Genomic DNA, 24,405 nt, shown 5'->3' on the forward strand with positions numbered 1-24,405 from the left:
CACCCTCGAACGGTTCGACGGTGTTTTAGCCCGGCGCCGGGGTCCGATCCCCCCGCCGGGAAGAGAGGTTTTTGAAAGATGAGCAGGAAACGTGAAGGCGGCAGCGCCGCCAAGGGCCCCACCCAACGCCAGCTGCGGGTGGGTGAAGAACTGCGCCACGTGCTGGCCGACATTCTGCGCCGGGCGGATTTCCGCGATCCCGCGCTGCTGGATATCAATGTCACGGTCACCGAGGTACGGATCAGCCCCGACCTGAAGAACGCCACCGCGTTTGTCATTCCGCTGGGCGGTGGTCACCCGGATCTGATTCCGGCGCTGAATCGCGCGGCCCTGTTCCTGCGCGGCCAGATCGCCAGCGAAGTGCGCTTGCAGCATGTGCCGCGCCTGTCCTTCCAGGCCGACAGTTCCTTTGAATATGCCAGCAAGATCGACCGTCTGCTGCATGACCCGCACGTGGCACAGGATATCGTCCGCCACCTGGATGGCGAGGGCGTGCCGATGGATGAGACGGTGGAGGAACTGCTGGAGGAGGAAGGCGACGAGGATGGTGCCGCCGACTCCGACGCCCAGGATGTGAGCGGGCAGAAGAACCATGGCGCGTAAGCGCAAGGGCGTTCCCCGCCATGGCTGGCTGGTGCTGGACAAGCCCGGCACCATGACCTCCACCCAGGCCATGGCCAAGGTGCGCTGGCTGTTGAAGGCGGAAAAGGCGGGCCATGGCGGCACGCTGGACCCGATCGCCACCGGCATCCTGCCCATCGCCTTTGGGGAGGCGACGAAGACCGTTCAATATGCCATGGACGGGCACAAGACCTACCGATTCGTGATGAAATTCGGGGAGGCGACGGACACGGACGACCGTGCCGGCACGGTCATCGCCACCGCCCCCGGCCGCCCCACCGATGCGGAGATTGAGGCGGTGCTGCCCCGCTTCACCGGGCTGATCGCCCAAGTGCCCCCGCAATATTCCGCCATCAAGGTGGATGGCGAGCGCGCCTATGATCTGGCGCGGGAGGGGGAGGTGGTGGAACTGGCCTCGCGTACCGTGCGGGTGGACCGCTATCAGCTGATCGGCCGCCCGTCTGCCGATGAGGTGGAATTTGAGGTGGCCTGTGGCAAGGGCACCTATATGCGCAGCCTGGCGCGTGACCTGGCGGTGGCGCTGGGCACCGTCGGCCATATCACCGTGCTGCGCCGCCTGTCGGTGGGGCGTTTCACCCTGGAAAATGCGGTGACGCTGGAGGAGCTGGAGCAGATTGTCGCCGCCGGGGAACGTGACCCGGACGATTTGCTGCTGCCCATCGAAACAGCCTTGGACCAGCTGCCCGCCATCGACCTGTCCGCCACGGAGGCGCAGCGCCTGCGCCATGGCCAGGGCGTCTTGCTGCTGCGTCGGGGCGATCTGGAACGGCTGGAAGCGGTGCGGGAAGGGGCCGCCCTGGCCACCGAAGCCGGCCGCCCGGTGGCCCTGGTCCGCTTGGATGGTGCAGAACTGAAGCCGGTGCGGGTGCTGCACGTTTAAGGGCCGCCCCCTTCAAACGAAAAAACACCCCGGTGGCGGCGGCCACCGGGGTGAAGATTTTCCAGGTTGAGAGAGGCAAGAGATTGTCCAAGGCCCGGGATTGGGCTTTGGATAATAGACGGACCGGGTGGGGTTGGGGGCTTCAGGTTCCACCCCCACCCGGTCCCGCGTCACCCCCGCGACGCGCCGGCCTTGGCCGGTCCCTTTGCCGTGGCATTGGCGATCAGGGCGCGTGCCTGTGCCACGGCGTCACTGCTGGCCGTCTTGCCGTCCTTCACGGCGTCGGCCAATTCCATCAAAGCCTTTCCGGTGGCAGAGCCATTCTCGGCCTCCTGCACCAGATGAATACCGCCCTGGGCCGCCATCACCGCTTCCCAGCTCTTGCGCACGGCCGCCCAATAGGTGGCGGTTTTGGCCATATAGCTGTCGGCGGCGGCGATATCGAAATCGGTGGAGGGGCGGTAGCTGTTCAGCACCACCTCATGCACGAAGGTGGCCGGTTTGCCGTCGCGGCTGCCCACCTTGGCATTATCCTGTTCATGCACCCAGCCGGCGGGCGTCAGGGCATGGCGGTTGATGCCGATATAATGGTCATAAGGCGGCTTGCGCACGGCATCGCGGCGGGCCAGCGGGCGGGCCGTTTCATCGCTGACCCAGCGGGTTTCCCCCCGGTCATAGGCCCAGCGGCCCACCCCGCCATAGCGCGGCGAATCGTCGGTCTGCCAGACGGTCTGCGACCAGGCGCCATTCCGGCTGGCGATTTCAATGGGCTTCACCACCCATTGGTCAGGCCCGCCATAGACCAGCACCGTTTCCGGCTCATAGGTCCAGTCCTGACGCCAATGCTTGACGATATAGGGCTTGTCTTCCTCATCCTTGACCACCAGCAGGTGCTGCAGGCGGATGGTGCGGCCGGTATCCTCAATCACCCGCACCGCCTCGAACCCACCGGACCGCTTGGCCTCCAGCGGCTCATAACCGGGGACGAAGGCGGCGGTTTCCTGGAAATTGAAGGTGACGCGGTAGGTACCAGCCATGGCCAGAATGGCGGCCCGGTCGCGGTTGAAGGCGGTGCAATCCGGCTTGCCACAGGCAGCGCTGTCCTGCGCCAGGGCGGTGCCGGATGCCAGAGCCAGCATGGTGCCGGTGGCGAGCGTGGCGGCGAACAGGGTACGGCGGTTCAGCATGATCTTTCCTTCCCCGCTCACAGTTTCACGGTCAGCGAGACGCTGGCATTGCGGCCGGGCTGGGTGAAGCTGTCCAGCACCTTGGAGGTGGCGGCCACGCCGCGCACATCGCTCCACCACCAATATTTCTTGTCGAACAGGTTGAAGATGCCAGCCCGCAGCGTGACGTCTTCGCTGACATTCCAATGGGCCATCAGGTCCAGAATGACGAAACTGTCCGGCGCGTAGAGGCTGGCATCGCTGATGCGGCCCCGGGATTTCTTGGCGCTGTAGGTGGCTGACAGCTCACCGCCGAAACGGTCATCCTGATCCTGCCAGGTCAGCCCGGCCACCAGCTTGAACGGGTCCACGCTGTCCAACGGGGTCTTCACGCCGGCTTCCTTCTCATCCCCCTTGGTGTAGGAGGCGGCGGCGATCAGGCCGAATTCATCGGTGAGCGCCATCTGGCCCTTGGCTTCCAGCCCTTTGATCTCCACCCGCGCCAGATTGACATATTGGTATGTTGCCGGGCGCGCGGCGGTGAAATTGCCGGACACCATCGCCTGTTCAATGAAATTCTTGTACCAGCCGGAGAAGCCGGTGAGGTTGCCGCTCCAGCCTTCGCCCCGGAAACGGAAGCCGGCTTCGACCGTGCGGCTGGTTTCCGGCTTCAGGTCGGGGTTGGAGATAGAACGGTAATTCTGCACCGGATTGGAAAAGCCGTTATTCACCTGCGACGGGGCCGGGGCCTTGAAGCCCTCGGCATAATTGGCATAGAGGCCGACCGAGGGCGCGAACCAGTAAAGCGCGCTGATCTTCGGCGACAGCCGATCATCGCTCTGCCCTGATGCCGTGCTGGGGAACAGCCGGTCCTGCTTCGGCTCCAGCTTGTAATAATCATAGCGCAGCGCCGGGAACAGGGAGAGGGCGCCATCCAGCAGGGTGACCTCATCCTGCACAAACAGCCCGGCCAACTGGTAATCGGTGGTGGGGAAGGCGCGGGTGGGGAAGCTTTCCCCGGCCGGCGGTACGGTGCCGCTGCGCGTGCCCACCTGCTTGGTGAAGGAATAATCACCGCCATAGACCAGCAGATGCTCGATCCCATCGCCCTTCAGCCGGGTGCGGGCATCGATATTCACGCCGCTGACCTTATTGTCGAAATAATTGTCACGGATACGGTCGGCCAGCACGGTGCGATCTTCGCCCGAGAACTGGCGGGTCTTGCTGTTCTGGTGATAGGCGGTCCAGTGCAGCGCCTCCAGCAACGCCAGATCGGCCTGATATTGATGGTCGAGGCTGATGCGGTTGCGCTTGGACGTGTCCTTGACCAGCAGACCGCTGACCGTGCTGGACCGCGCGGTCAGCACATCGGCGGTCATGTCGCGGTCGTCATATTCATAGGTCAGGCGCAGCTTGTGCGCGTCATTGGGCTGAAAGACGATCTTGCCCAGCACGGCATTGCTGCCAATGTCCTGCGGGTTGGGTTTGGTACGGTCGGCCGTGGCGCTGGCATTGCTGCCCTGGTTCTCCGTCTCCTTGGCGTCGCGGCGGTTATAGGCCGCCATCACCGACCAGGCGCCGCTGCTGGCGGCCACCACCATGCCCTTGGCCCAGCTTTCATCAGCACTGGCATAGCCGGCCTTGATCTGACCGCCGAACCAGTGGCCCGGTTTGATGAAATCCGACGGGTCTTTGGTGACGAAACTGACGGCACCGGCCACGCCGTCGCTGCCATAAAGTGCCGAGGCGGGGCCGCGCAGGATTTCGACCGATTTCAGCAAATCCAGATCGACATAATCACCCCGGCCCACCGACTGGCCGCCAAAGGCAAAGGCATCGGGCAAGCGGATACCATCAGTCTGGATCAGCACCCGGTTGCCTTCCAGGCCACGGATGTTGAAGCCGCTATTGCCATCGCGCCCGGTATTGGCACCGGCGGCGGTGAAACGGGCAGGCGCGGCACGGACGGAAACGCCGGGCTCATAACGGATCAAATCCTTGATATCGTTGACCATCTGATCATCGATACGCTTGGACTCGATCAGGCTGACCGTGGCGGGGGCTTCCACCGTGGTCTTCGGCGTGCGGGTGGCGATCACCGTGATTTCGCTGACCTGCGTTTCCGCCACCTGCTGTTCCGTCACCGGCACACCCTGGGCCATGGCTGTTCCAGCCATCGCCAGCATCACCAGGGGAAGCGCCGTCATACTCCGCCGCATCAGGGCCACCTTCTCGACATCTCAATTGCAAATCGTTCTCAATTGGATAATGCGAGTGTGGGTGAGAATCAATATCATTTTCAGGGGTGGGGTGATTTTGTTGGGGGGATGGCTTGATCCCACCCTGCCCTCATCCCGGCGAAGCCCGGGATGAGGGGGGGGAACGCGGCGGGCGGTTTGCTTACCAGCTTACCAAAGAGTGGAAATTAAATGCCCAAGCGTCAGAACTGGTTATTCTGGTGATATTTCAATTTTGTTGAAAATTTCTATAATGAAATTTCATTCGCTCATTGAATTTAACTGCTCTGTTCTCTTTTTCGTCTCACTCATCATGCATGAATATTGCAGCGTCGGATACATGCTTCCCCCTTCAACCACCGACGCCTCTGATTCGCAATGACTGTCACGATATTTAATCCAGGCCCGCTGTGCTTTTTTCAAGGCCGCCTGTCTGTGCGGGAGCAGCTTAGCCATGACCTGTTTATATGTCTGGTTCAGCAGTAGATCGGCTTCGTCATACATGTCGAATGCACATTGGTTAATTTGCGCCTGGGTGACGAGATCACCGCAATCAACAGCGTAGGCAGGGCTGCTAACCCACACCAAAGCGAGCAGGGCCACGGGCAACAGGCGCATTGGTTGGTCCTATCTTTGCCAAATAACAAGGTGACCCAACCTATCAAGCCATGCCGCATAATGGCAAATCTGTAATGATTTCAACCGTTCGAATGTCTGATTTTTAACTGACGGTGGCCGGCAGCACCCGGCAAACCCCCAAAACAAAAACCCCGCCGTGAGGCGGGGTTCTGTTTCAGCCGGTCCTGCGAACAGGCCGGAAAGATGGGATTGCCAGCCGGCAATCACTTCATCTTCGATTCCTTGAAAGCCACGTGCTTGCGGGCCACCGGATCGTACTTGTTGAATTCCAGCTTCTCGGTGGTCTTGCGGGGGTTCTTCTTCTTCACATAGAAGTAACCCGTGTCAGCGGTGCTCACCAGCTTGATCAGCACGGTATTCTGCTTAGCCATGATAAATCCTACCTGCGTCAGACTTGCGGCCACCGCAAGGACGCGCGGCCGATCCAATATCTTCCCACCCGCGTCGGGCGAACCAGCGCGGTACGGCAGCGGAATCTACGCATCCGCCCCCGTCTGTCAAGCGTAAAGACCCTATCGTTCCGCAACGTTGGTCTGACGCGATGCCAGGGCTTGGCGGTAAAAGGCCCCGTCGCGCAGAAGATTGCGCGCCACGGCCATGCCAAGGGCCGATTCCGGCCCTGTGGCGCTTGCCGCCGGGCATTCCTGGCGCAGACTGGCGCGCATCGATTCATCCTCTGTGGCGGCCATGCGCAGGCGCACCAGTTGGGTCTGGGCGCTCCGATCCACCCGCCCAGCCTCACCCAGCAGCGACTCCATGGTTACGCCGCTGCGGGAGAGGCAGAGATTCGGCTGAATACCCAGGCCATCGAAGCTGTAGCCGCTGGGGGCATAGATGCGTGACCAGGTGATGAACAGTTCCCCGCCATTGGGCAACTGGGTCACATGCTGCACACTGCCCTTGCCGAAGCTGGAACTGCCCACCAGCAGGGCGCGGCCGGCATCCTGCAGGGCCGCCGCGACGATTTCGGCCGAAGAGGCCGTATTGCCATCGATCAGCACCACCAGCGGCAGGTCGGGGAAGGCCGTCATCGGCTTTTGCGCCTCGAACCATTGCACCGAATTGGGGTGGCGGCCGCGTGTGGTGATGATTCGGCCCTGCGGCACGAACAGGTTCACCACCCCCACCGCCTGCACCATCACCCCGCCGGGATTGCCGCGCAGATCCATCACGACGCCCTTCAGGGGGCCTGATTTTTCCTGCGCGCGCAGCACGGCCTGGCGCACATGTTCCTGGGTGGCGTTGTTGAATCGCTCGATCTTCAGCACCAGCACGCCATCCGCCAAGCTGGCCTTCACCATATTGGGCACCAGATGGCGCCGGCGCACGGTCAGCGTGCGGGCCTGGGCCTCATTCGGGCCGATGCGCAGTTCGACAGAAGATCCCTCCGGCCCCTGGATCATGGATGACAGCGTGTCATACCCCATGGAAACGGTACGCAAGCCGGCGACGGTGAGAATCCGGTCCCCGACCTTGATGCCGGCCTGATCGGCAGGGCCGTCGGGCACCAGGTCCGACACCTCGAACCCGCCGCCTTCGACATCGCGGATGGAAATGCCGATCCCGTCATAGCCTTCGCGTTGGGATCGCTCCTTCTGTGCCTTATTGGGTTCGGCATAGCGGGAATATGGGTCCAGATCGGCCATCATGCCGTCGAACATGTCGCGGTAGACCGCCTCCGCCGGGCGGGCGGCCAGCGTGGGGGAGGCGATGCGCATGGCGCGCAGCATCTCCGACGTCAGGGCGGCCCAGCGTTCCGGGATGGTATCGCTGGGCTGGGGCAGGCGGGCCTGTTCCTTGCCATCGCGCAGCAGCAGGAACTGGCCGTCATGCTGCACCACCCACAGCGCCCCATCGGCTGTGGCCACCCGGCGCAGCCCGTCTGTCACCAGTTGCGGCATGGCAACGGGCTTCAGCCAGTTATCGGCGATGGGGCGGAAGGCGACGGTGAATAATTGTTCGGCGGTGACACTGCCGGTCTGGGCGGGTTGCTGCAGCTCTGCATGGTTGGCGGCACAGCCGCCGATCAGGCTGAACAGAAGCAGGACAGGCGCCAGCCGTCGTCTCACCATGCACATTTCCCCCGCGCGGGTGCCGGCTTCATTGGCGGCACCTCTGTAACAACAGAGAGTGCCGCAGCCGGGAGGGGGCGTAAAGCCGCCTGTTACACGCAAAGGGTCAGGCGCACAGGCTTTTTTCAGCGCCGCCGACGCGGCGGGCGGGGGGCGTCGATGGATGGGGCCGGCGCCTCCTCCCCCCGCTTGCCGCGGCCGCGATGGTTGGCCCCGGTGCCACTGCCGCGCCCGGCCGGCATCTCCGACCCGTCATCATGCAGCAGGCGGAACACCATGGAACCGGTGATGGCGTCAGCCTCCAGCAACCGCACCTTCACCCGCTCGCCCAGCTTGAACACGCGGCGGTGCCGCCGCCCGATCAGGGCGTGATGGATTTCATCATGGTCATAGAAATCATCGGGCAGGGTGGAAATGGGGATGATCCCCTCCGCCCCGGTTTCATCCAGCGTGACGAACAGGCCAAAATGGGTGACGCCGCTGGTCTTGCCGCTGAACGTCGCCCCCACCCGATCGGCCAGATAGGCGGCAATATAGCGGTCCAGCGCGTCACGCTCCGCCTCGGCGGCGCGGCGTTCGGTGCCGGAAGTCTGTTCGCCCATCTTCTCGAACCGGCCCATTTCCTCGTCGGTCAGGCCGCCATCGCCCAGCCCATAGGCACGCACCAGGGCGCGATGGACAACCAAGTCGGCATAACGGCGGATGGGGCTGGTGAAATGGGCATAACGGGCCAGGGCCAGCCCGAAATGGCCGATATTATCCGGCTGATAAACCGCCTGCGCCTGGGAGCGCAGGATGACAGTGGAGATGATTTCAGACTCCGGCGTCTCGCGCGCCTTATCCAGAATATTGGTGAAGGTGGCCGGGCGCATCACCTGACCCTTGGCCAGATTATAGCCCAGGCTTTTCAGGAATTCGCGCAGCGGCTCCAGCTTGTCCAGCGCCGGCTCGGCATGGACACGGTACATGCAGGGGCTGGATTTCGCCTCCAAGGCCTCCGCCGCCGCCACATTGGCGGCGATCATGAATTCTTCCACCAGCCGGTGGCTGTCCAGCCGGGCGCGCACGCCGATGCTGGCGACCTTGCCATCCTCCCCGATCGCCACCTTGCGTTCGGGCAGGTCCAGTTCCAGCGTGCCGCGCCGGGACCGCGCATGGGCCAGCACCGCATAGGCCTGATAGAGCGGGCGGATCACCGGGTCCAGCAGCGGGCCGGTCAGATCATCCGGTGCCCCATCCTGGGCCGCCTGCACCTGTTCATAGATCAGGCGCGCAGCCGACCGCATCAACCCGCGCACGAACTTGTGCCGCTTGATCTGGCCCGATGCGTCGATCCAGATATGCACGGCCAGACAGGCGCGGTTGACGCCGGGTTTTAGGCTGCACAGCTCATTCGACAGTGCCTCCGGCAGCATCGGCACCACCCGGTCGGGGAAATAGCAGCTATTCCCCCGCTCATAGGCCGACCGATCCAGCGCGCTGCCGGGGCGGACATAGAAGCTGACATCAGCGATGGCGACCAACAGATGGAAGCCGCCCTTATTGTTGGGGTCGGTATCCGGTTCGGCGAAGACGGCATCGTCGAAATCGCGCGCATCCGCCCCGTCTATGGTGACCAGCGGGTAATCACGCAGGTCGGTGCGCCCGGCCAGCGTCGGTTCTTCCGCCGCTGCCGCTTCTTCCAGGGCGGCGGTGGGGAACACAGTCGGGATGCCATGCTGGTGGATGGCGATCAGGCTGATGGCGCGTGGTTCATCCACCCCGCCCAGCACCTCCACCACACGCGCCTGTTTCAGGCCCAGGCGGGAGGAGGGCAGCACCTCTGCCACCACCAGATCGCCGGGTTTCGCGTCGCCGGCATTCTGCGGCAGGATGACGAATTCCGCTTTGGCGCGGCGGTCGGCCGGGCGCAGCCGCCCACCCTCACGCCCCAGCTCATAGACGCCGACTATCTGCGCCTGTTGGTTGCCATCCAGCTTGCGGATCGTTTTGCCTTCGTAATAATCGTCCCGCAGCCGGTTCAGCCGTGCCAGCACTCGGTCACCGATGGCGAAACCCGCCTGACCGCGTCGTTCCGGCATCATAACGATGCGCGGCGGATCATTTTCCGGGTCGGCCCAGTTCATTGGGCGGGCGATCACCTCGCCATCGGCATCAATATCGCTGATGATCAGCACACCCACCGGCGGCAAGCTGGCCGGCGGGGCCAGCCGGCGGCGGCCGCCCTTTTCAATGGCGCCATCGCCTTCCAGGTCGCGCAGCAGGTCTTTCAGCAGGATGCGGTTATCGCCGGTGATATGAAAGGCCCGCGCAATTTCCCGCTTCCCCACCGGCACCGGGCTTTCCCGGATGAATTCCAGTACCTGTTCCTTGGTGGGGAAGGGGGCTTCTTTCTTCGGGTTCTTCACGGGCGCGCAAATCCAGGCAGGGGACGATAAAGGGTTCATGTGGCGCGCACCATGCCACAATTCCACCCGCCCGGCCCCGCCTTTCCCGCATAGGGCTTTCGCGGAGAGGCCAGGGTTTATCCCAGATGCTTGCGGATGATGGGGACCACATCGGCGGCGCGGGTGCGGAACGGCGACTCTGTCCAGGGCAGGTCCATCACCTCGATATTGGGGGCGATGCCGCGGGCGCGGGCGGTGATGGGGGAAAGCCCTTCCTGGGGATTGAGGACCAGGATCGGTTGCTTCAGCTGGCGAAAATTGGCCGGGAAGTCGTAATTGAACGAGGCTTCGTGACCCCAGCCCACATGCAGCGGATCGCGGTTCATTTCCCAGAAAAGCTGCCAGGCCAGATCATCGCCCAACTCGGCACGCATCTTGTCGAAACGTTTCCACAGATCGGGCAGCCGGTCGGCGGCGGCTTCCAGGTTGGCCGGTACGCTGCCGACCTGTTTGGCCCGGTAATCCGCAATATCCTGGGCTGTGAACATCAAGGCGGAATGCAATATGATGCGCCGCACGGCCTTGGGCCGCTGGCGGGCCAGTTCCACCGCGGTGGCCGAACCGGTATGACTGCCGATCAAATCCACTTGTTCAATGCCAAGCGCATCCAGCAGGTCGCCCATCGCCCCGGCAAAATCGGCGATGGTGGAGGGGTTGGGCGGCCTATCCGACAGGCCATAGCCGGGATTGTCGGCGGCAACGGCCAGCCGGTCAGTCCCCATCAGCGGCAGCAGCTTGGCATAGCTGGTGCTGGAACCGGGGGAGGCGTGCAGGCAGAGCAGCGGGGTTTTGCCGCTGGTGGCAGCCGGCTTGACATAGCGATAATGGATCGACCCGAACCGGCAGGGGGCCATGCTGTGCAGCAGGGTGCCGGCGGGGCCGGCCAGCCCGGCGGGCGTTGCGGGCCCTTTGACGGGCGTTGCTGCCTGTGCCCCGGCCAGGGTCAGCCCGGCGCTGGCCAGCCCGAAAAACAGGGTCTGGCGGCGGTTGATCTGTGCGCGTGTCATGCTTGGCCCTGGTCAGCGTGGCGGCGGATCAGGACCGGCGCCGGTTGTTCGGGCCTTTGCCTTTACGCGTTGGGTTGCGGTGCCGCCATCATGTCCAGCCGCTGTATCCGCCTTGTGGTGAGGGGTGCAGGGAAAGGCGCTGTGCTGCCGCGCGATGATGCGTCCTGGCGTTAACCCGCCAACGTCCCCGCCCCCAGCACAATCGCCCCCAGCACGCCGGACAGGCTGTCCAGCCCCGGCGGCACGATCAGCTTTGCATCGCCTTCCAGGGCCGGGCTGCGCACATAGCCGGCCAGATGGCGGCGCATCGCCGCCTCCGCACTGGCGCGCACCTGTGGGCGCTGGCCCACGCCACCGCCCAGGATGATCCGGCGCGGCGAGGTGACCAGCAGCAGGGAGGCGCAGAGCTGGCCGATATAATCGCCCACCAGTTCCCAGACCGGGTGATCCTCGCCCAAGGTTTCCGCCGGCTGGCCGAGGCGGGCGGCGATGGCCGGGCCGCTGGCCAGCCCTTCCAGGCAATCGCCATGGAAGGGGCAATGGCCTTTGAACGGGTCGCGCTGGGCATCGCGGCGGACCAGCAGATGCCCGGCCTCCGGATGCAGCAGCCCATGCACCGGCGCGCCATTCACCACCAGCCCGACGCCGATGCCGGTGCCGACGGTGATATAGGCGTAATCGCGCAAGCCCTTGGCCGCCCCCCAGCGCCCTTCACCCAGTGCCGCCCCATTGACGTCGGTATCCAGCACCACCGGCACGCCGAACCGTTCGGCCAGCGGGGCCACCAGGGGCGTGTCGGTCCAGCCGGGTTTGGGTGTGTTGGTGATGCGCAAGCCGCCCGGATCGGTGGGGTCAAGGCAGAGCGGGCCGAAGCTGGCCACGCCGATGGCATCAAACGGCCCCAGCCCGGCCAGCGCGTCGATCACCGCCGCCATGGTGCTGGCCGGGTCGCGGGTGGGGATGCGGATGCCTGGGGTCAGGTCATCCGGCCCGCTGCCCGCCGCCACCACGATCTTCGTGCCACCCAACTCAATCCCTGCGATGCGCATTTTTTTGCCTCCCCGCTTTATAGCCGTTCCATCATGCCACAGAAGGCACCAGCCAGCGCAGGCCCCACGGGTCCAGTATCACGCCCTCTACCGAGACGGCTTCCCCGCTCAACAGATCGACCCAGCCGCCAGCGCCCGCCCAGGCGGACAGGTCCGCCGCGAGAGTCTGGCCGCTGAAATTGCCCAGGCAGATCAGCCGGTCGCCGCCCTGGTCCACCCGCTCAAATGCCAGCAGGGCGGGGTTGGGCAGCTCCAGCGGGCGGGCGGGGTTGCCGCCATGCATGGCTTTGCGGCCCTGGCGCAGGCGGGCGAACTGGGACAGGGCGGCATGGATCGGGCCTTCCGCCCGCTGCCAATCCATCTGCGGCCGGTGCAGCCAGCGCCCATCCAGCGCCTGATCGGGCACGCGGGCATAATCGGCATCGTTGGTCAGCGCCCGTTCATCGCCCATATAGATGGCGGGAATGCCATCCAGCGCGAAGGTGACGCCATAGGCAAGCCGCAGCCGGGCCAGTGCCGAAGCATCATCCGCCCCGCCATCCCGCAGGCCTGCCAGCGAGGCCGCCATGCCGTTGGTGGAGCGCACGGCACCCGGTTCGCCCTGGAACGCCCGCCCATCGGGCTGGAAGGGGCCGGCGGCCTGACCGGCATAGAAAGCAGAAATCCAGGCCAGCTTGTCGTCAGGGATCACGCCCTTCAGGGCGGCCCAGATAATATCATCATGGCAGCGCACATAGGTCAGCCAGCCGGCCCCCGCCGGTCGGGCCAGCGCGTCGGTCAGGCAGCGGCGCAGCGGGCCGGTATCACCGGTGGCCAAACCCGCCCACAGGGCCGTCATGGCGGTATTATTATAGGCCAGATGGCATTCCGGCTTCTCCGGCGTGCCCAGGAAGGGCAGCACCTCTGCCAGCCCGACAATCGCCTCTGCCTTCAGCGCCACGGCGGGGCAGGCGATGGCCAGCAGGGCCCGCCAGGCCCGCACCACCAGATGGGTTTCCGGCAGGCCCCGGCAATCGGTGCCGATGCGTTTCCACAGGAAGGGCGCGCTGTCCAGGCGGAACACCTCCGCCCCCTGGTTGGCCAGGAACAGCAGCACATCCAGCATTTCGATGAAGACAGCCGGGTTGGCGTAGTTCAAATCCCACTGGAACGGATAAAAGGTGGTCCAGACATAGCCCCCCATCTCCGGTACATGGGTGAAATTGCCGGGGGCCGTCTGCGGGAACACCTGCCCCAGGTGGGATTCATAGGCATCCACCAGCGCCTTGTCTTCCAGTACATGATAGAACTGGCGGAAATGCGGGTCGCCCGCCAGGGCTGCCAGCGCCCAGGGATGTTCGGCCGCCGTATGGTTGCAGACAATATCCAGGCACAGGCTGATCTGGCGGGCACGCAGGGCGGAGGCCAGATCGCGCAGATCATCCAGGCTGCCCAGCTTGGGATCGACATCGCGGAAATCGGCCACGGCAAAGCCGCCATCGCTGTCGCCTTTGCGCGGCTTCAGCAGCGGCAGCGGGTGGAAATAGCGCACGCCCAGGCGCGACAGCTCATCCAGCTTTTCTTTCGTGCCGGCCAGCGTGCCGCCGAACCGGTCGATATAGGTGCAGTACCCCACCATGTCCGGCTGCTGGAACCAGTCCGGCGTTTCCTGTCGCGCCACGTCCAGCGCCTGCAGGTCGGGGGGCCGGGCGGCGGCACTGCCCAGCAGACGGGCCGCCAGTTTCTGTTCCCACAGGGCCAGATCGGCGTGACCGGCATAAAGCGTGCGAAAGGCGGCCAGGGCGGCCGGCCAGTGACGGGCGATCCGCGCCGTCAGGCGCTGGGCCAGATCGGCATCGGCAAGGGTGACCGGCAGGGGAAAGCTGCTCATGGCAAAGGGCTTTCTTGAAAACGGTATCAAGCAATCAACAAAAAGACCCGGCCAGGGGCAGAGGTTGGAGGGGGATAGGCCCCTGGCCGGGAACCCGTTCTGATCCAGGCCGGCCGGGTTACGGGACCGGGCCGGCCTGGATGGGTGTCATACCAAGGTCAGGAAATCCTGACCTTGGTATCCGCGCCGACTGGCGCGGCGGCGGCTCGTGCCGCCGAAGTCAGTAAATTCTGACCAGTCAGAATTTACTGACACCCGTATCAGAACGTGTATTTCAGCGTGGCGGTGCTGGTGCGCCCGTTGATGGAACGGGCGCGGATGATGTTGGTCTGGCCCTGGGTGATGGACCCTTCTTCCGATTCCGTCAGGCCCTTGGCATTGAACAGGTTGTTGACATTGACCGACAGGACCAGCCCCTCGGTGATGGCGTAATCGGCGAACAGGTTGACCTGGGTATAGGCCGGCAGCACCAGTTCATTGCTGTCCTGCGCATAGGATTTGGTGGTGCCGATGATGTTCGCCCCCACCGTGAAGACGTCATAGGAATAAGACGGCGTCAGCTGATAGATGAAGTCGGCCTGACGGCGCGGTGTGTTGCCCTTCAGCGCCGGGGTCAGCGCATCCTTGGAAATTTCCGCATCCGTCCAGGTGCCGCCGGCGGTCAGCGAGAAACCTTCGTAACGATAGCTGGCTTCCAGCTCGATGCCCTTGGCCTCATAGGTGCGGTCAAAGAAGCGCTGGCTGGTTGCCTCGAAATTCTGCTCCTGCGTCTTGGCGAAGAAGCCGGTGGCAAACAGGCTGATGCCGTCGCCGCGCCACTTCACCCCGCCTTCATACTGGTTGACCATATCCACCGCATCTTCGGTGGCGACGGAGCCATCGGCCCGCACGCGGCCGAACAGCAGGCGGTCAGCATTGGCGCGCCCGCCCCGGCTGGCGCGGGCAAAGACCGACAGGTCGGGATTGATCATATAGTTGGCACCCACCGACCAGGACCAGTAACCCCAATCATAATTGATCGGCTGCGGATTGGCCGTATCGATGATGGAGACGCTGCGTTCCGGGACGGAGATGCTGCCGTCGCGGTTCACATCCACCTGTGCCTGCCGGGAGGCGGTATAGGAGCCGCGTGCCTTGCCCTCGTCACGGCGCAGGCTGGCATCGACATTCCACTGGCCCATTTCCAGCGCGGCGGAAACATAGGGCGCATCAATGTCATATTGCGCGTCATAGCGCCGGGTGCAGCAATTGCCGAAATAGGGCACGCCATAGGCCAGCAGACCGCCGGCGGTCTGCAAGGTGCCATTGGCGGCCACCACATCCAGCAGCCGGGCATTATCGCCCTTTACTTCCATGACATAGGAGTTCCAGACCCAGTCCATCTCGATATTCTGGCGCGCCTTGTAGTAACCGGCGGTCAGATCGATGGTGCTGTCACCGGCCACAATGGCGCGGGTCAACTTGAAGTCATTGGCGAAGTTGCTGAAATCATTGATATCGACATCGAACAGCGCCACGCGGCTGGCCAAGCCATTGCCATTCAGCGCCGACGGGTTGGTGATGCGGGTGCCGTCGGTATAGCGCAGGCTGGCACCGGCCCCGCCAATCTCCGTGGCCAGGGCCTGGGCGCCCGTCACCTGCATCGGGAAGATGGAGACGAAGCCGCCATCGGTCTGGGCCATGCGCACCTTGTTGAAGATGCTCCAACCCTCAGCCAGATCGAACTTGAACTCCGCCCCAACAGCGGTGGAGACGGGGTGCATCCCGTCCTTCAGGCTGTTGGTGCGCAGGTTATTATTGCCGTCCAGGCCGGTATTGGTCAGGAACAGGGCGCTGTGCAGCGTCTGGTCACGCATATCCAGGCCGGGGACGGAACGGATATCCGGATCGCTGTTGCTGCCGCTGACCAGCATGGGTTGCGGCAGGAAGGAGATGGCGCGGTCATTCAGATATTTGAAATAGACCCGCGCATAGCCCTTCTCGAACTCCCGGGTCAGGTTGGCCTTCACCTGACCGCCCGATTCGGCCGTGTAGTTGGCGTTGCGCGGGCCTTCGCCTTCCCGGTAGAAGCCGCCAATATGGAAGCGCCAATTCTCATCAATATGGCCGCCGAAGTCGAAATCGCCGCGCGTGGTGTCGTAATCCAGGCCGCGGGTGATGGCCAGCGAGCCGCCATCCTTCTCCCCGGTCTTGGAGATGAAGTTGATCACGCCGCCCGGTGAGTTGCTGGCCAGCGTGGAGGCGGAACCGCCACGGATGGCCTCCACCCGCGCCACATTGGCATCAGCGCGCAGGAAAATGTCGGCATTACCAAAGGAGATGTCGCCGAATTCCAGCACCGGCAGGCCATCTTCATGCAGTTGCAGGAACTTCGCCCCGCCCGAGGCGACCGGCAGGCCGCGCACAGCAATATTGGCATTGCCCTCGCCACCACTGGCTTCCGACCGGATGCCGGGGATATTGCGGAAAATCTCCGCCGTGTTGCGCGGGGCGACCTGCAACAGGTCGTCGGCCGACAGCGCACTGACGGAGACGGAGGAGCGCATTTTGGAGGTCTGGCTGACGACGGCGGTGACGACGATTTCGTCCATCAACAGCCCGTCTTCCTGCGGCGGGGTGGTGCCGGCCGCCGGGGCGGCATCTTGTGCAAAGGCGGCGGTGAAGGCGAACGCGCTGAGGGCGGCGCCCATCGCGGACGCGCGCAGCAAGGACTTCTTCATATTATTCCTCCCATAAGGATCACCTGCGGGGTCTTGGGTCTTACGTGCCGTCCCCTCGGTCACCTATGATGATAGAAATCTCGCAATCGTTTGCAAGATGCTAAATTAAAAATCTTCTATTCTTAGGGATAGGGCAGGGTAAACCTATCTTCGCAGTTGCAGCAACCTATGGCGAAATCGCCACATGCGGCGCCTTTTGCGCGCAGAATTTTGTATCGACAGGTAAGCAATCGATTGCAAGATTGTTTGGCTGGCGTTACCGTCCGCACAAGGTCAAAAAGCAACAATCGATATCGGGAGGAGCAGGATGCTGCAGGGTCACGTCACCCTGGCGGGGCTGGACGCCGCCATCATCGGTCTTTATCTGCTGGCCGTCGTTGCCCTGGGGCTGTTCGCCTCCCGCAAGGCGACGACGGCCACCGACTATTTCCTGGCGGCGCGCAGTTCCACCTGGCCCACCATCGGGCTGGCGCTGCTGGCTTCCAACATCTCCTCCACCACGCTGATCGGTCTGGCGGGGGCGGCCTATGCGGCGGGGATTGCCGTCTATAATTATGAATGGATGGCCAGCGTCGTGCTGGTCTTTTTCTGCCTGTTCCTGCTGCCGGTGATCCTGCGCAGTCAGGTCTATACGATGCCGGAATTCCTGGAACGCCGTTATGACGGCTCCATCCGGCTCTATTTCTCCGGCCTGACCATTTTCCTGAATATCGTGGTGGATACGGCGGGCACGCTGTTCGGCGGTGCCTTGATGTTCAAGCTGATCCTGCCCGATGTGCCGCTGTGGCAGATTGCCGGCCTGCTGGCGCTGGCGGCCGGCGCCTATACGGTGGCCGGCGGCCTGAAGGCTGTGCTGGTGACAGAGGTGGTGCAGGCGGTCATTCTGGGCGGTGCGTCGATCTTCGTGGCCATCTTCGCCTTTGACAAGGCGGGTGGCTGGGATGCGGTGATGGCCGCCGTGCCGGCCGACAAGATGAGCCTGATCCGCCCCGCCGATGACAGCAACCTGCCCTGGACGGGGTTGATTTCCGGGGTGCCGCTGATCGGGCTTTATTTCTGGTGTACCAACCAGTTCATGGTGCAGCGGGTGCTGTCGGCCAAGAATCTGGATCATGGCCGCTGGGGCAGCCTGTTTGCCGGCTTGCTGAAACTGCCGGTGCTGTTCTTGATGGTGCTGCCGGGCAGTGCCGCCATCCTGATCTATCCGCATCTGGACCGGCCGGATCTGGTCTATCCGACGCTGATTTTCGACCTGCTGCCGGTGGGCGTGATCGGGCTGGTGGTGGCGGGCTTCCTGGCGGCCATCATGTCGTCCATCGCCAGCACCTTCAATTCCGCCTCCACCCTGGTGACGATGGATTTCGTGCGGCGCTTCAACCCCGATGTCTCCCAGGCGTCGCTGGTACGAATCGGGCGGATCACCACCGTCACCTTCATGGTGCTGGCGGTGGCCTGGGTGCCGGTGGTGGAAAACCTGACCGATACGCTGTGGCAATATCTGCAGGCCGTGCTGGCCTATGCGGTGCCGCCGGTGGTGGCCCTGTTCCTGGCCGGCATCTTCTGGCGCCGCGCCAATGTGGCCGGTGCCCGGGCTGGCGTGCTGGTGGGGCTGCTGGCCGGTGGCTGGCTGTTCCATGGGGTGCAGATCGCCCACAGCATTCAGTTGCATTTCCTGCTGGCGGCGACGCTGCTGTTCTTCATCTCCCTGGCTGCCGTCATCGTGGCCAGTCTGCTGACGGCCCCGCCGCCGGCGGAGAAGACCGAAACCTTGATGTGGACGCGGGCCGATTATGATGCCGAGTCGACCGCGCTGGCCGGCCGGCCGCTCTGGCAGAATTACCGGGTGCAGGCGGTGGCCCTGCTGGCGATGACGGCGGTGATCGTCTGGCTGTTCCGGTAAGGGGAGCAGAGGGGCGGGCGGTGGTGCCCGTCCCTCTGCTCAGACACTCAGAACTTATACCCTGCCGTCAGGCTCCAGGTCCGGGGTTCGGCCACGGCGATGGCGGCGTTGGTGGGGGCAGTGGTGAAATAGGTCTTGTTGGACAGGTTCTTGCCGGCAAAGGTGATGTTCCAGCCCTCTTCCCCATCCAGCAGCGCGATGGAGGCGTTGATCAGGCCGGGCATCTTCGATTCCAGCAGGTTGGCCACGGTGGAATAATAATCCCCCTGGTGCTGATAGCTGGATGACAGGCGCAGCTTCACCCGATCCTGCCAGAAACGCGGCGTGTCATAGGTGAAACCCGTCTGCACCGTCCAGGGGGTGAGCAGCGGCAGATGCCGGGCGCCGGCCACCGCCGCATCAGAGAGCGGGTCGAGATGGGTGTATTTATCATCCATCAACCCCAGATTGGCGAACAGGTTCAGCCCTTCGACGGGCATGAAGGTGACCTCCAGCTCCGCCCCATAGACCCGCGAATCGCCGATATTCTGCACGGCATAGGAACTGGGGGCGATCTCGATCGTCTGCTGCAGGTCGGACAGATCGTTGCGATAGACCGACAGGTTGGTGCGCAGCCGTCCCTCCAGCATGGTGGCCTTCAAGCCCGCCTCATAGGCCCAGACGGTCTGCGGGCCATAGACGGTGCCGAAGACGGCCGGGTTGGCCACAGCCAGCCCGTTGAAACCGCCGGCCTTGAAGCCGCGGGAAACGGAGAGATAGCTGAACACATCGTCAGCAATCTTGAAATCCAGCCCCGCCTTGGGCGTCCAGGACTCGAAAGACGGATCGCGGTAGAGCGAGACCAGGGCCACCGCCGGGCCGGGGCTGAGCGGCAGGCGGTTCTGGATGGTGCCCTTCAATTCCTTCTCATCGCGCGTATAGCGCAGGCCGCCGGTGACCGACAGCCGTTCGGTCAGCTGATAGCTGGCCTGGGCGAAGGCGGCATAGGAATTGGTGGTGCTGTCGATGGTCTGCGGCAGCACGGGCAGGGAGAAGCCGGGGCCCAGCACCAGCACATCCTTGAAGGTCTGCTTATTCTCTTCCCGGAAATAATACAGGCCGGTGATCCAGGTCAGGTCGCCGCCGAACCCGTCGCCCTGCAATTGCAATTCCTGGCTATATTGGTTGGTGTCGCTGTTGGCATCACGGACCAGACCATTGGCGCGATAGCTGCCATCGGCATTGCGGATGCCGCCTGACATGTCGAACAGGAACCCGTCATCGGTGCGCACAAAGGCGGTGATCGACCGCAGGGTCATGTCGCCCAGCTCGGCGCTGACATCCAGCGACACGGCCGTCTGGTCGGTATAGCCATCCGGCACCACCGGGGAGAGGGTGGTATAGGCGTCACCGGCCAGCGGCCGCGCATCATCGGTGGTGACATGGTTGGCGGCCTTGGTCGGATATGTCCGCGCCCAGCCGACCGGGATCAGGTTGGCGGGGCCGTCATTATCATCCTGGGTGCGGCTGACGGTCAGGGTGGCCTTCAACCAGTCACTGCCATGGAAATGCAGCTTGCCGCGCAGGGCCAGATTGCGCTGGCCGAAGACATCACGGTCCAGCGCCTGGTTATGCACATAGCCATCCTGGTCATTATACAGCACAGAGAGCGAGGCCCCCAGGGCCCCTTCCACCACATCGCCGCCGATGGAGGCGCTGGCCTTGCGCTGATCATAGGAACCCACGCCCACCGCCGCCTCGGCCCAGCGCTTTTCCCCCGGCGTGCGGGTGACGATCTTCACCGCGCCGGAAAAGGCGTTACGGCCATAAAGCGTACCCTGCGGCCCGCGCAGCACCTCAATCCGTTCAATATCCGCCAGTTCCAGGTTCGACCCGGCCAGCCGCCCGCGATAGACATCATCGGCATAAAAGGCGACCGCCGATTCGGAGGTGACCAGCCCGCCCGACTGTTCCGACCCGCCGCGCAAGCCCACCTGCAAGGTGGAGCGGCTGGCCGTCACCGGCATCAGCACCAGATTGGGCACTACGCTGGTCAGGTCTTCGGCACTGCCGATCTGCTGGTCGGCCAGCGCGTCGGCCGTCAGGGCGGAAATGGCGACGGGGGTGGTCTGCAAGGCGGTTTCGCGCCGTTGGGCGGTGACGATGATCTCATCCAGCATCGGTCCGCCATTCTGGGCCAGGGCGGGCACGGCAAGGCTGGATAAGGCGGTCGCCAGCAGCAGCGACCGCGACAGGGGACGCGGGAAGGCCATGACAGAAGGTTCCTTGAACGCAAGATGGGAAGCGCAAAGGCGCTGAGCAGTCGGCCGGTTGCCGTTTCAATGGGGTTCCGCTTGCCGGGGAGGGAGGGCAAGGGTGGGGGCAGGGGCGGGCGCTGCGGTCACCCGGTCGGCGCGTAAAACCGCATGGTGCTATCTCCATAAAGGATGGCGACAGCCCAACGGGCGCCATGCCCGTTCGGATGACAAAATTCTTATCCAAATAGCGTGGAATTATCAGGGGCGATGCAGTCTTTATCCACACAGTGGACATGGTGCGGCTGCGCAACGCTTGCTCAATCAAAACGCTGTGTTTTCGGGCAATTCATCGGGCAATTTGCCCGAATTCATATCGTTCACCGGAAAAACTATAAGTATTATCAGTGTGTGTTCGGAGAAATTTGTATTGTTTCAATACGTTGTGCGTTTTGACTTTCCTTATCCCGTCACCCCGGCGCAGGCCGGGGTCCAGGTTCGTAGAGCGAAGCGCCTGTGGCCCCTGGACCCCGGCCTGCGCCGGGGTGACGGGGAGGATTTGGTAATATATTGATAATAAATAGAAACCTTTCAGACGGTTTCTCAGGCTCATTGGCAGATCGACTGTCCAGGGATGCAGCAGCAAGCCGCGCGTCACCGGCGCATCCGAAACCAGCGCATGAAAAAAGGGCGGTCCCAGTCGGGCCGCCCTTTTATCCCTGATCCAGTTCCGCGCCCCAATATTGGGCGCTGGTCATACGGCTGGGGAAGCCATGTCCGTTTTCCTCCTCCACCAGTTCCGCCTGCAGGTCGGCCGGTTCGGTTTCCTGGCCATAGATCAGGAAGTCGCGCCAACTGGAATGCAGGAAGGTCGGCGGGAAATGCCGGCCATTTTCCTGCAATTCATAGACGGTGGGGGCAAAGGCGGCCTGGCGCGGATGCATCCCGCATTGGTGCGGCAGCCGGCTGCCCTTGGCCAGATTGCAGGCCGAACAGGAGGTGACGACATTATCCCAGCTGGTGCGCCCGCCCCGGCAACGCGGGATCACATGGTCAAATGTCAGCTCATGCGTGGGGAAAGGCTTGCCGCAATATTGGCAGGTGAAGCGATCCCGCAGGAAGACGTTAAAGCGCGTGAAGGCCGGCCGTCGGTTGGACGGCACATATTCCTTCAGGCTGATCACACTGGGCAGCCGCATGGTGAGCTGCTGCGAACGCACGGTCCGGTCATAGTGGGAGATAATATTCACCCGGTCCAGGAACACGGCCTTCACCGTTTCCTGCCACGACCAAAGTGACAAAGGAAAGTAGCTCAGCGGACGAAAATCCGCATTCAGCACCAACGCCGGACAACCATCAAAAGGTGGTGACAATTTCCACCCCCTCTGCCGTTCCGAAAAAGTGCCAGCCGCCCCCTTTGGCCCCCGTTCCGCGCCGCCCGTCTGCCGGGGCAGGACGGGGCGCCGCATTCGGGGTCGAAGGCCGGCTGGAACGTGACGATTACATATAACGGGCCGAGCCCTTCTGACAACCCGCCCCGCGCGGTCCCTTCGTAATTGTCATGGGTCTGCAACGAAAATGCCACTCAAGCCCTTGTGTTCCTGGTGGTGGCATACCGCCATCTCTTGCGTTCTACCAATTCCGGACAGGGGGTGGTGCTGCACCTTGCCACGCCGGGCGGTTGGGTGTAGCGACGGAATAATCTTATGCTGCGCCCGCCGACCTGTCCGATGCCCACCCCCGTCACCCGTTTCGCCCCCAGCCCGACCGGCTATCTGCATCTGGGACACGCCCATTCCGCCCTGTTTGCCTGGAACGCGGCGCGGGCGGCGGGCGGGCGCTTTCTGTTGCGGGTAGAGGATATCGATCCCAACCGCTGCCGCCTGGAATATGAACAGGCGTTGCTGGAAGATCTGGCCTGGCTGGGCCTGTCCTGGCCGCAGCCGGTGCGCCGCCAGTCCGACCATATGGATGATTATGCCGCTGCCCTGGCCCGGCTGGCGGCGCTGGGCGTCACATATCCCTGTTTCTGTTCGCGCAAGGACATTGCCGATGAGATTGCGCGGGCCGGTGCCGCCCCGCATCTGCTGGCGGCCGGGCCGGACGGGCCACTTTACCCCGGTCTGTGCCGCCGGCTGGACCCAGGACAGGCCGCCGACCGCGTTGCCGCCGGGGAACCGCACGCCATCCGCCTGGATGTGGCCAAGGCACTGGCGCTGACGGGGCCATTATTCTGGCATGATCGGGGCTGCGGCCAGGTGACGGCCGATCCGGCTTTGTTGGGGGATGTGGTGCTGGCGCGGCGTGACGTGCGCACCGCCTATCACCTGGCCGTCACGGTGGATGATGCCCTGCAAGGGGTCACCCTGGTGACGCGTGGCGAAGACCTTTTTCACGCCACACATATCCATAGGCTGATACAGGCGCTGCTAGACCTGCCGACGCCGGACTATCATCATCATGGTCTGCTGGTTAACCAACAAGGCCAGCGCCTGTCAAAGCGGGATGGGGCCAAGGCCCTGCGCGCCTTGCGGGCAGAGGGGTTGGAGCCTGCGGCGGTGTGGCGGCTGGCCGGTGTGCCGGCAGAAAAGCAGCCATGCTGAAACAAGGGTAATGTATGTGAATTAGATGCAATTTTAGCGATGCTGACACAGAACAATATGGTATGGGTTACGGGCCATGCAAGATACCACCATGCTTGATCAATATCGTCTCCTCGTCCGTAACACGACCATCGATGACAGGACCCTGTTATCGACGGATTATTTCAATCATTTCAATGAAGTGATTATGTTGCTGTCCATGGTCGGCGATATGCCGGACATGCTGGACGAGATCGTGGCCTGGGCGCCCCGCACCTATAAGCAGCATTTCGAAACCTCTGGTCTGGCCTTTGCGCCGCTGGCCATTGAGGCCTATGACCATGTGCCGCCGGAATATCGGGAACCGTTTGACGAGGCGGTGAACGAGATGAACAGCCTGATCGTGGAGGCGGTGGCCACGCTGTCGCCGATGCGGGACGATCCGGACATGCTGGGCTTCACCGCCGCCGATTATTGGCAGCGCCTGCAGGCGCTGGTGGATCGGGGCAGCGCCATCGTCCATGGCTCCATCGCCGACAGCAACCCGGATGTCACCATGGACCAGAGCGAGATCGACGATCTGTTCTGAGTGTCGTCTGAAAATTTTTCCTTCATTATCAGAATCTTACTGTATCCTCGCCGTCACCCCGGCGCAGGCCGGGGTCCAGGTTCGTAGAGCAAGGCGCCTGTGATTCTGGACCCCGGCCTGCGCCGGGGTGACGGTGATGCAGAATCTTAAATTGCGTAACGCGCGAAAAAGAAATTTTGCGGATGGATTCTGAGCTTTATTCTCTGCTGTCAGCAAAAAAGCCCCGGCGTTCATCAGGAACGCCGGGGCTCAGACTGCTGACAAAGCCCTCGCCTATGGCGGGGGTTTTTGATTCACTGTGTTTATGCTTAAGCCCCAGACGCCCCAACAGACGGAACTTGAGATGGTGACGATCGCGTCGCTTGTTCCGT

Annotated in this window: 16 protein-coding genes and 1 pseudogene; 5 read left to right on the forward strand and 12 right to left on the reverse strand. The window is 63.3% G+C overall.

The annotated features are described in order from the left end of the window. Positions 1–78 precede the first annotated feature (78 nt). Together rbfA and truB are read left to right on the forward strand one after the other, a co-directional pair. Positions 79–603, forward strand: coding sequence for a 30S ribosome-binding factor RbfA (gene rbfA / locus PCJ49_RS23090; protein ID WP_269913033.1), 525 nt, complete (start codon positions 79–81; stop codon positions 601–603). Beyond that, positions 593–1,522 carry a tRNA pseudouridine(55) synthase TruB gene (gene truB / locus PCJ49_RS23095; RefSeq protein ID WP_269913034.1) on the forward strand — a complete coding sequence of 310 codons (930 nt, stop codon included), beginning with the start codon at positions 593–595 and terminating at the stop codon, positions 1,520–1,522. Before rbfA ends, truB begins: the two co-directional genes overlap by 11 nt. Positions 1,523–1,692: 170 nt before the next feature. On the opposite strand, the gene PCJ49_RS23100 is transcribed toward truB, so the two are convergent. From PCJ49_RS23100 to PCJ49_RS23145, 10 genes are all read right to left on the reverse strand, one after another. Next, complete coding sequence (locus tag PCJ49_RS23100) at positions 1,693–2,709, reverse strand: DUF6607 family protein (protein WP_269913035.1); 1,017 nt, start codon at positions 2,707–2,709, stop codon at positions 1,693–1,695. Between the two features lie 17 nt (positions 2,710–2,726). Beyond that, positions 2,727–4,907, reverse strand: a complete 2,181-nt coding sequence (locus PCJ49_RS23105) for a TonB-dependent hemoglobin/transferrin/lactoferrin family receptor (RefSeq protein WP_269913036.1) — start codon at positions 4,905–4,907, stop codon at positions 2,727–2,729. A gap of 279 nt (positions 4,908–5,186) precedes the next feature. Further along, the gene (locus PCJ49_RS23110) at positions 5,187–5,543 is read right to left on the reverse strand and encodes a lysozyme inhibitor LprI family protein (RefSeq protein WP_269913037.1); all 357 of its coding nucleotides are present in this window, start codon (positions 5,541–5,543) and stop codon (positions 5,187–5,189) included. Positions 5,544–5,767: 224 nt separating this feature from the next. Further along, positions 5,768–5,935, reverse strand: a complete 168-nt coding sequence (rpmG, locus tag PCJ49_RS23115) for a 50S ribosomal protein L33 (RefSeq protein ID WP_029012212.1) — start codon at positions 5,933–5,935, stop codon at positions 5,768–5,770. 141 nt (positions 5,936–6,076) lie between these two features. Further along, on the reverse strand, positions 6,077–7,636 hold the full coding sequence (locus tag PCJ49_RS23120; protein WP_269913038.1) for a S41 family peptidase: 1,560 nt from the start codon (positions 7,634–7,636) through the stop codon (positions 6,077–6,079). 125 nt (positions 7,637–7,761) lie between these two features. Further along, positions 7,762–10,044, reverse strand: coding sequence for a ribonuclease R (rnr, locus tag PCJ49_RS23125; protein WP_269913039.1), 2,283 nt, complete (start codon positions 10,042–10,044; stop codon positions 7,762–7,764). A 116-nt stretch (positions 10,045–10,160) separates the two neighbouring features. Next, positions 10,161–11,090 carry an alpha/beta fold hydrolase gene (locus PCJ49_RS23130; RefSeq protein WP_269913040.1) on the reverse strand — a complete coding sequence of 310 codons (930 nt, stop codon included), beginning with the start codon at positions 11,088–11,090 and terminating at the stop codon, positions 10,161–10,163. Between the two features lie 170 nt (positions 11,091–11,260). Then, positions 11,261–12,139, reverse strand: a complete 879-nt coding sequence (locus PCJ49_RS23135) for an ROK family protein (RefSeq protein ID WP_269913041.1) — start codon at positions 12,137–12,139, stop codon at positions 11,261–11,263. A gap of 31 nt (positions 12,140–12,170) precedes the next feature. Next, positions 12,171–14,009 (reverse strand): alpha-amylase family glycosyl hydrolase, encoded by a 1,839-nt coding sequence (locus PCJ49_RS23140; protein WP_269913042.1) that lies wholly within the window; start codon positions 14,007–14,009, stop codon positions 12,171–12,173. A 260-nt stretch (positions 14,010–14,269) separates the two neighbouring features. Beyond that, on the reverse strand, positions 14,270–16,729 hold the full coding sequence (locus PCJ49_RS23145; RefSeq protein WP_269913043.1) for a TonB-dependent receptor: 2,460 nt from the start codon (positions 16,727–16,729) through the stop codon (positions 14,270–14,272). 307 nt (positions 16,730–17,036) lie between these two features. On the opposite strand from PCJ49_RS23145, the gene PCJ49_RS23150 reads away from it, so the two are divergent. After that, the gene (locus tag PCJ49_RS23150; RefSeq protein WP_269913044.1) at positions 17,037–18,629 is read left to right on the forward strand and encodes a sodium:solute symporter; all 1,593 of its coding nucleotides are present in this window, start codon (positions 17,037–17,039) and stop codon (positions 18,627–18,629) included. 47 nt (positions 18,630–18,676) lie between these two features. On the opposite strand, the gene PCJ49_RS23155 is transcribed toward PCJ49_RS23150, so the two are convergent. Together PCJ49_RS23155 and PCJ49_RS23160 are read right to left on the reverse strand one after the other, a co-directional pair. Continuing rightward, positions 18,677–20,881 (reverse strand): TonB-dependent receptor, encoded by a 2,205-nt coding sequence (locus PCJ49_RS23155; protein ID WP_269913045.1) that lies wholly within the window; start codon positions 20,879–20,881, stop codon positions 18,677–18,679. A gap of 815 nt (positions 20,882–21,696) precedes the next feature. Next, positions 21,697–22,236, reverse strand: a pseudogene (locus tag PCJ49_RS23160) (HNH endonuclease); the annotation flags it as partial. Positions 22,237–22,569: 333 nt separating this feature from the next. Between PCJ49_RS23160 and gluQRS the strand changes: the two are divergent. Together gluQRS and PCJ49_RS23170 are read left to right on the forward strand one after the other, a co-directional pair. Further along, positions 22,570–23,466 carry a tRNA glutamyl-Q(34) synthetase GluQRS gene (gene gluQRS, locus PCJ49_RS23165; RefSeq protein WP_269913046.1) on the forward strand — a complete coding sequence of 299 codons (897 nt, stop codon included), beginning with the start codon at positions 22,570–22,572 and terminating at the stop codon, positions 23,464–23,466. Between the two features lie 76 nt (positions 23,467–23,542). Then, complete coding sequence (locus PCJ49_RS23170) at positions 23,543–24,034, forward strand: hypothetical protein (RefSeq protein ID WP_089290675.1); 492 nt, start codon at positions 23,543–23,545, stop codon at positions 24,032–24,034. Positions 24,035–24,405 lie beyond the last annotated feature (371 nt).

Source organism: Niveispirillum sp. BGYR6 (genome assembly GCF_027568365.1).
Lineage (GTDB): Bacteria > Pseudomonadota > Alphaproteobacteria > Azospirillales > Azospirillaceae > Niveispirillum.

Coding starts and splice junctions, on each gene's coding strand:
- truB (WP_269913034.1), top strand. CDS start 593: ATGGCGCGTAAGCGCAAGGGCGTTCCCCGCCATGGCTGGCTGGTGCTG.
- PCJ49_RS23105 (WP_269913036.1), bottom strand. CDS start 4,907: ATGCGGCGGAGTATGACGGCGCTTCCCCTGGTGATGCTGGCGATGGCT.
- gluQRS (WP_269913046.1), top strand. CDS start 22,570: ATGCTGCGCCCGCCGACCTGTCCGATGCCCACCCCCGTCACCCGTTTC.
- PCJ49_RS23130 (WP_269913040.1), bottom strand. CDS start 11,090: ATGACACGCGCACAGATCAACCGCCGCCAGACCCTGTTTTTCGGGCTG.
- PCJ49_RS23155 (WP_269913045.1), bottom strand. CDS start 20,881: ATGGCCTTCCCGCGTCCCCTGTCGCGGTCGCTGCTGCTGGCGACCGCC.
- PCJ49_RS23135 (WP_269913041.1), bottom strand. CDS start 12,139: ATGCGCATCGCAGGGATTGAGTTGGGTGGCACGAAGATCGTGGTGGCG.
- PCJ49_RS23170 (WP_089290675.1), top strand. CDS start 23,543: ATGCAAGATACCACCATGCTTGATCAATATCGTCTCCTCGTCCGTAAC.
- PCJ49_RS23110 (WP_269913037.1), bottom strand. CDS start 5,543: ATGCGCCTGTTGCCCGTGGCCCTGCTCGCTTTGGTGTGGGTTAGCAGC.
- rpmG (WP_029012212.1), bottom strand. CDS start 5,935: ATGGCTAAGCAGAATACCGTGCTGATCAAGCTGGTGAGCACCGCTGAC.
- PCJ49_RS23140 (WP_269913042.1), bottom strand. CDS start 14,009: ATGAGCAGCTTTCCCCTGCCGGTCACCCTTGCCGATGCCGATCTGGCC.
- rbfA (WP_269913033.1), top strand. CDS start 79: ATGAGCAGGAAACGTGAAGGCGGCAGCGCCGCCAAGGGCCCCACCCAA.
- PCJ49_RS23120 (WP_269913038.1), bottom strand. CDS start 7,636: ATGGTGAGACGACGGCTGGCGCCTGTCCTGCTTCTGTTCAGCCTGATC.
- PCJ49_RS23150 (WP_269913044.1), top strand. CDS start 17,037: ATGCTGCAGGGTCACGTCACCCTGGCGGGGCTGGACGCCGCCATCATC.
- PCJ49_RS23145 (WP_269913043.1), bottom strand. CDS start 16,729: ATGAAGAAGTCCTTGCTGCGCGCGTCCGCGATGGGCGCCGCCCTCAGC.
- PCJ49_RS23100 (WP_269913035.1), bottom strand. CDS start 2,709: ATGCTGAACCGCCGTACCCTGTTCGCCGCCACGCTCGCCACCGGCACC.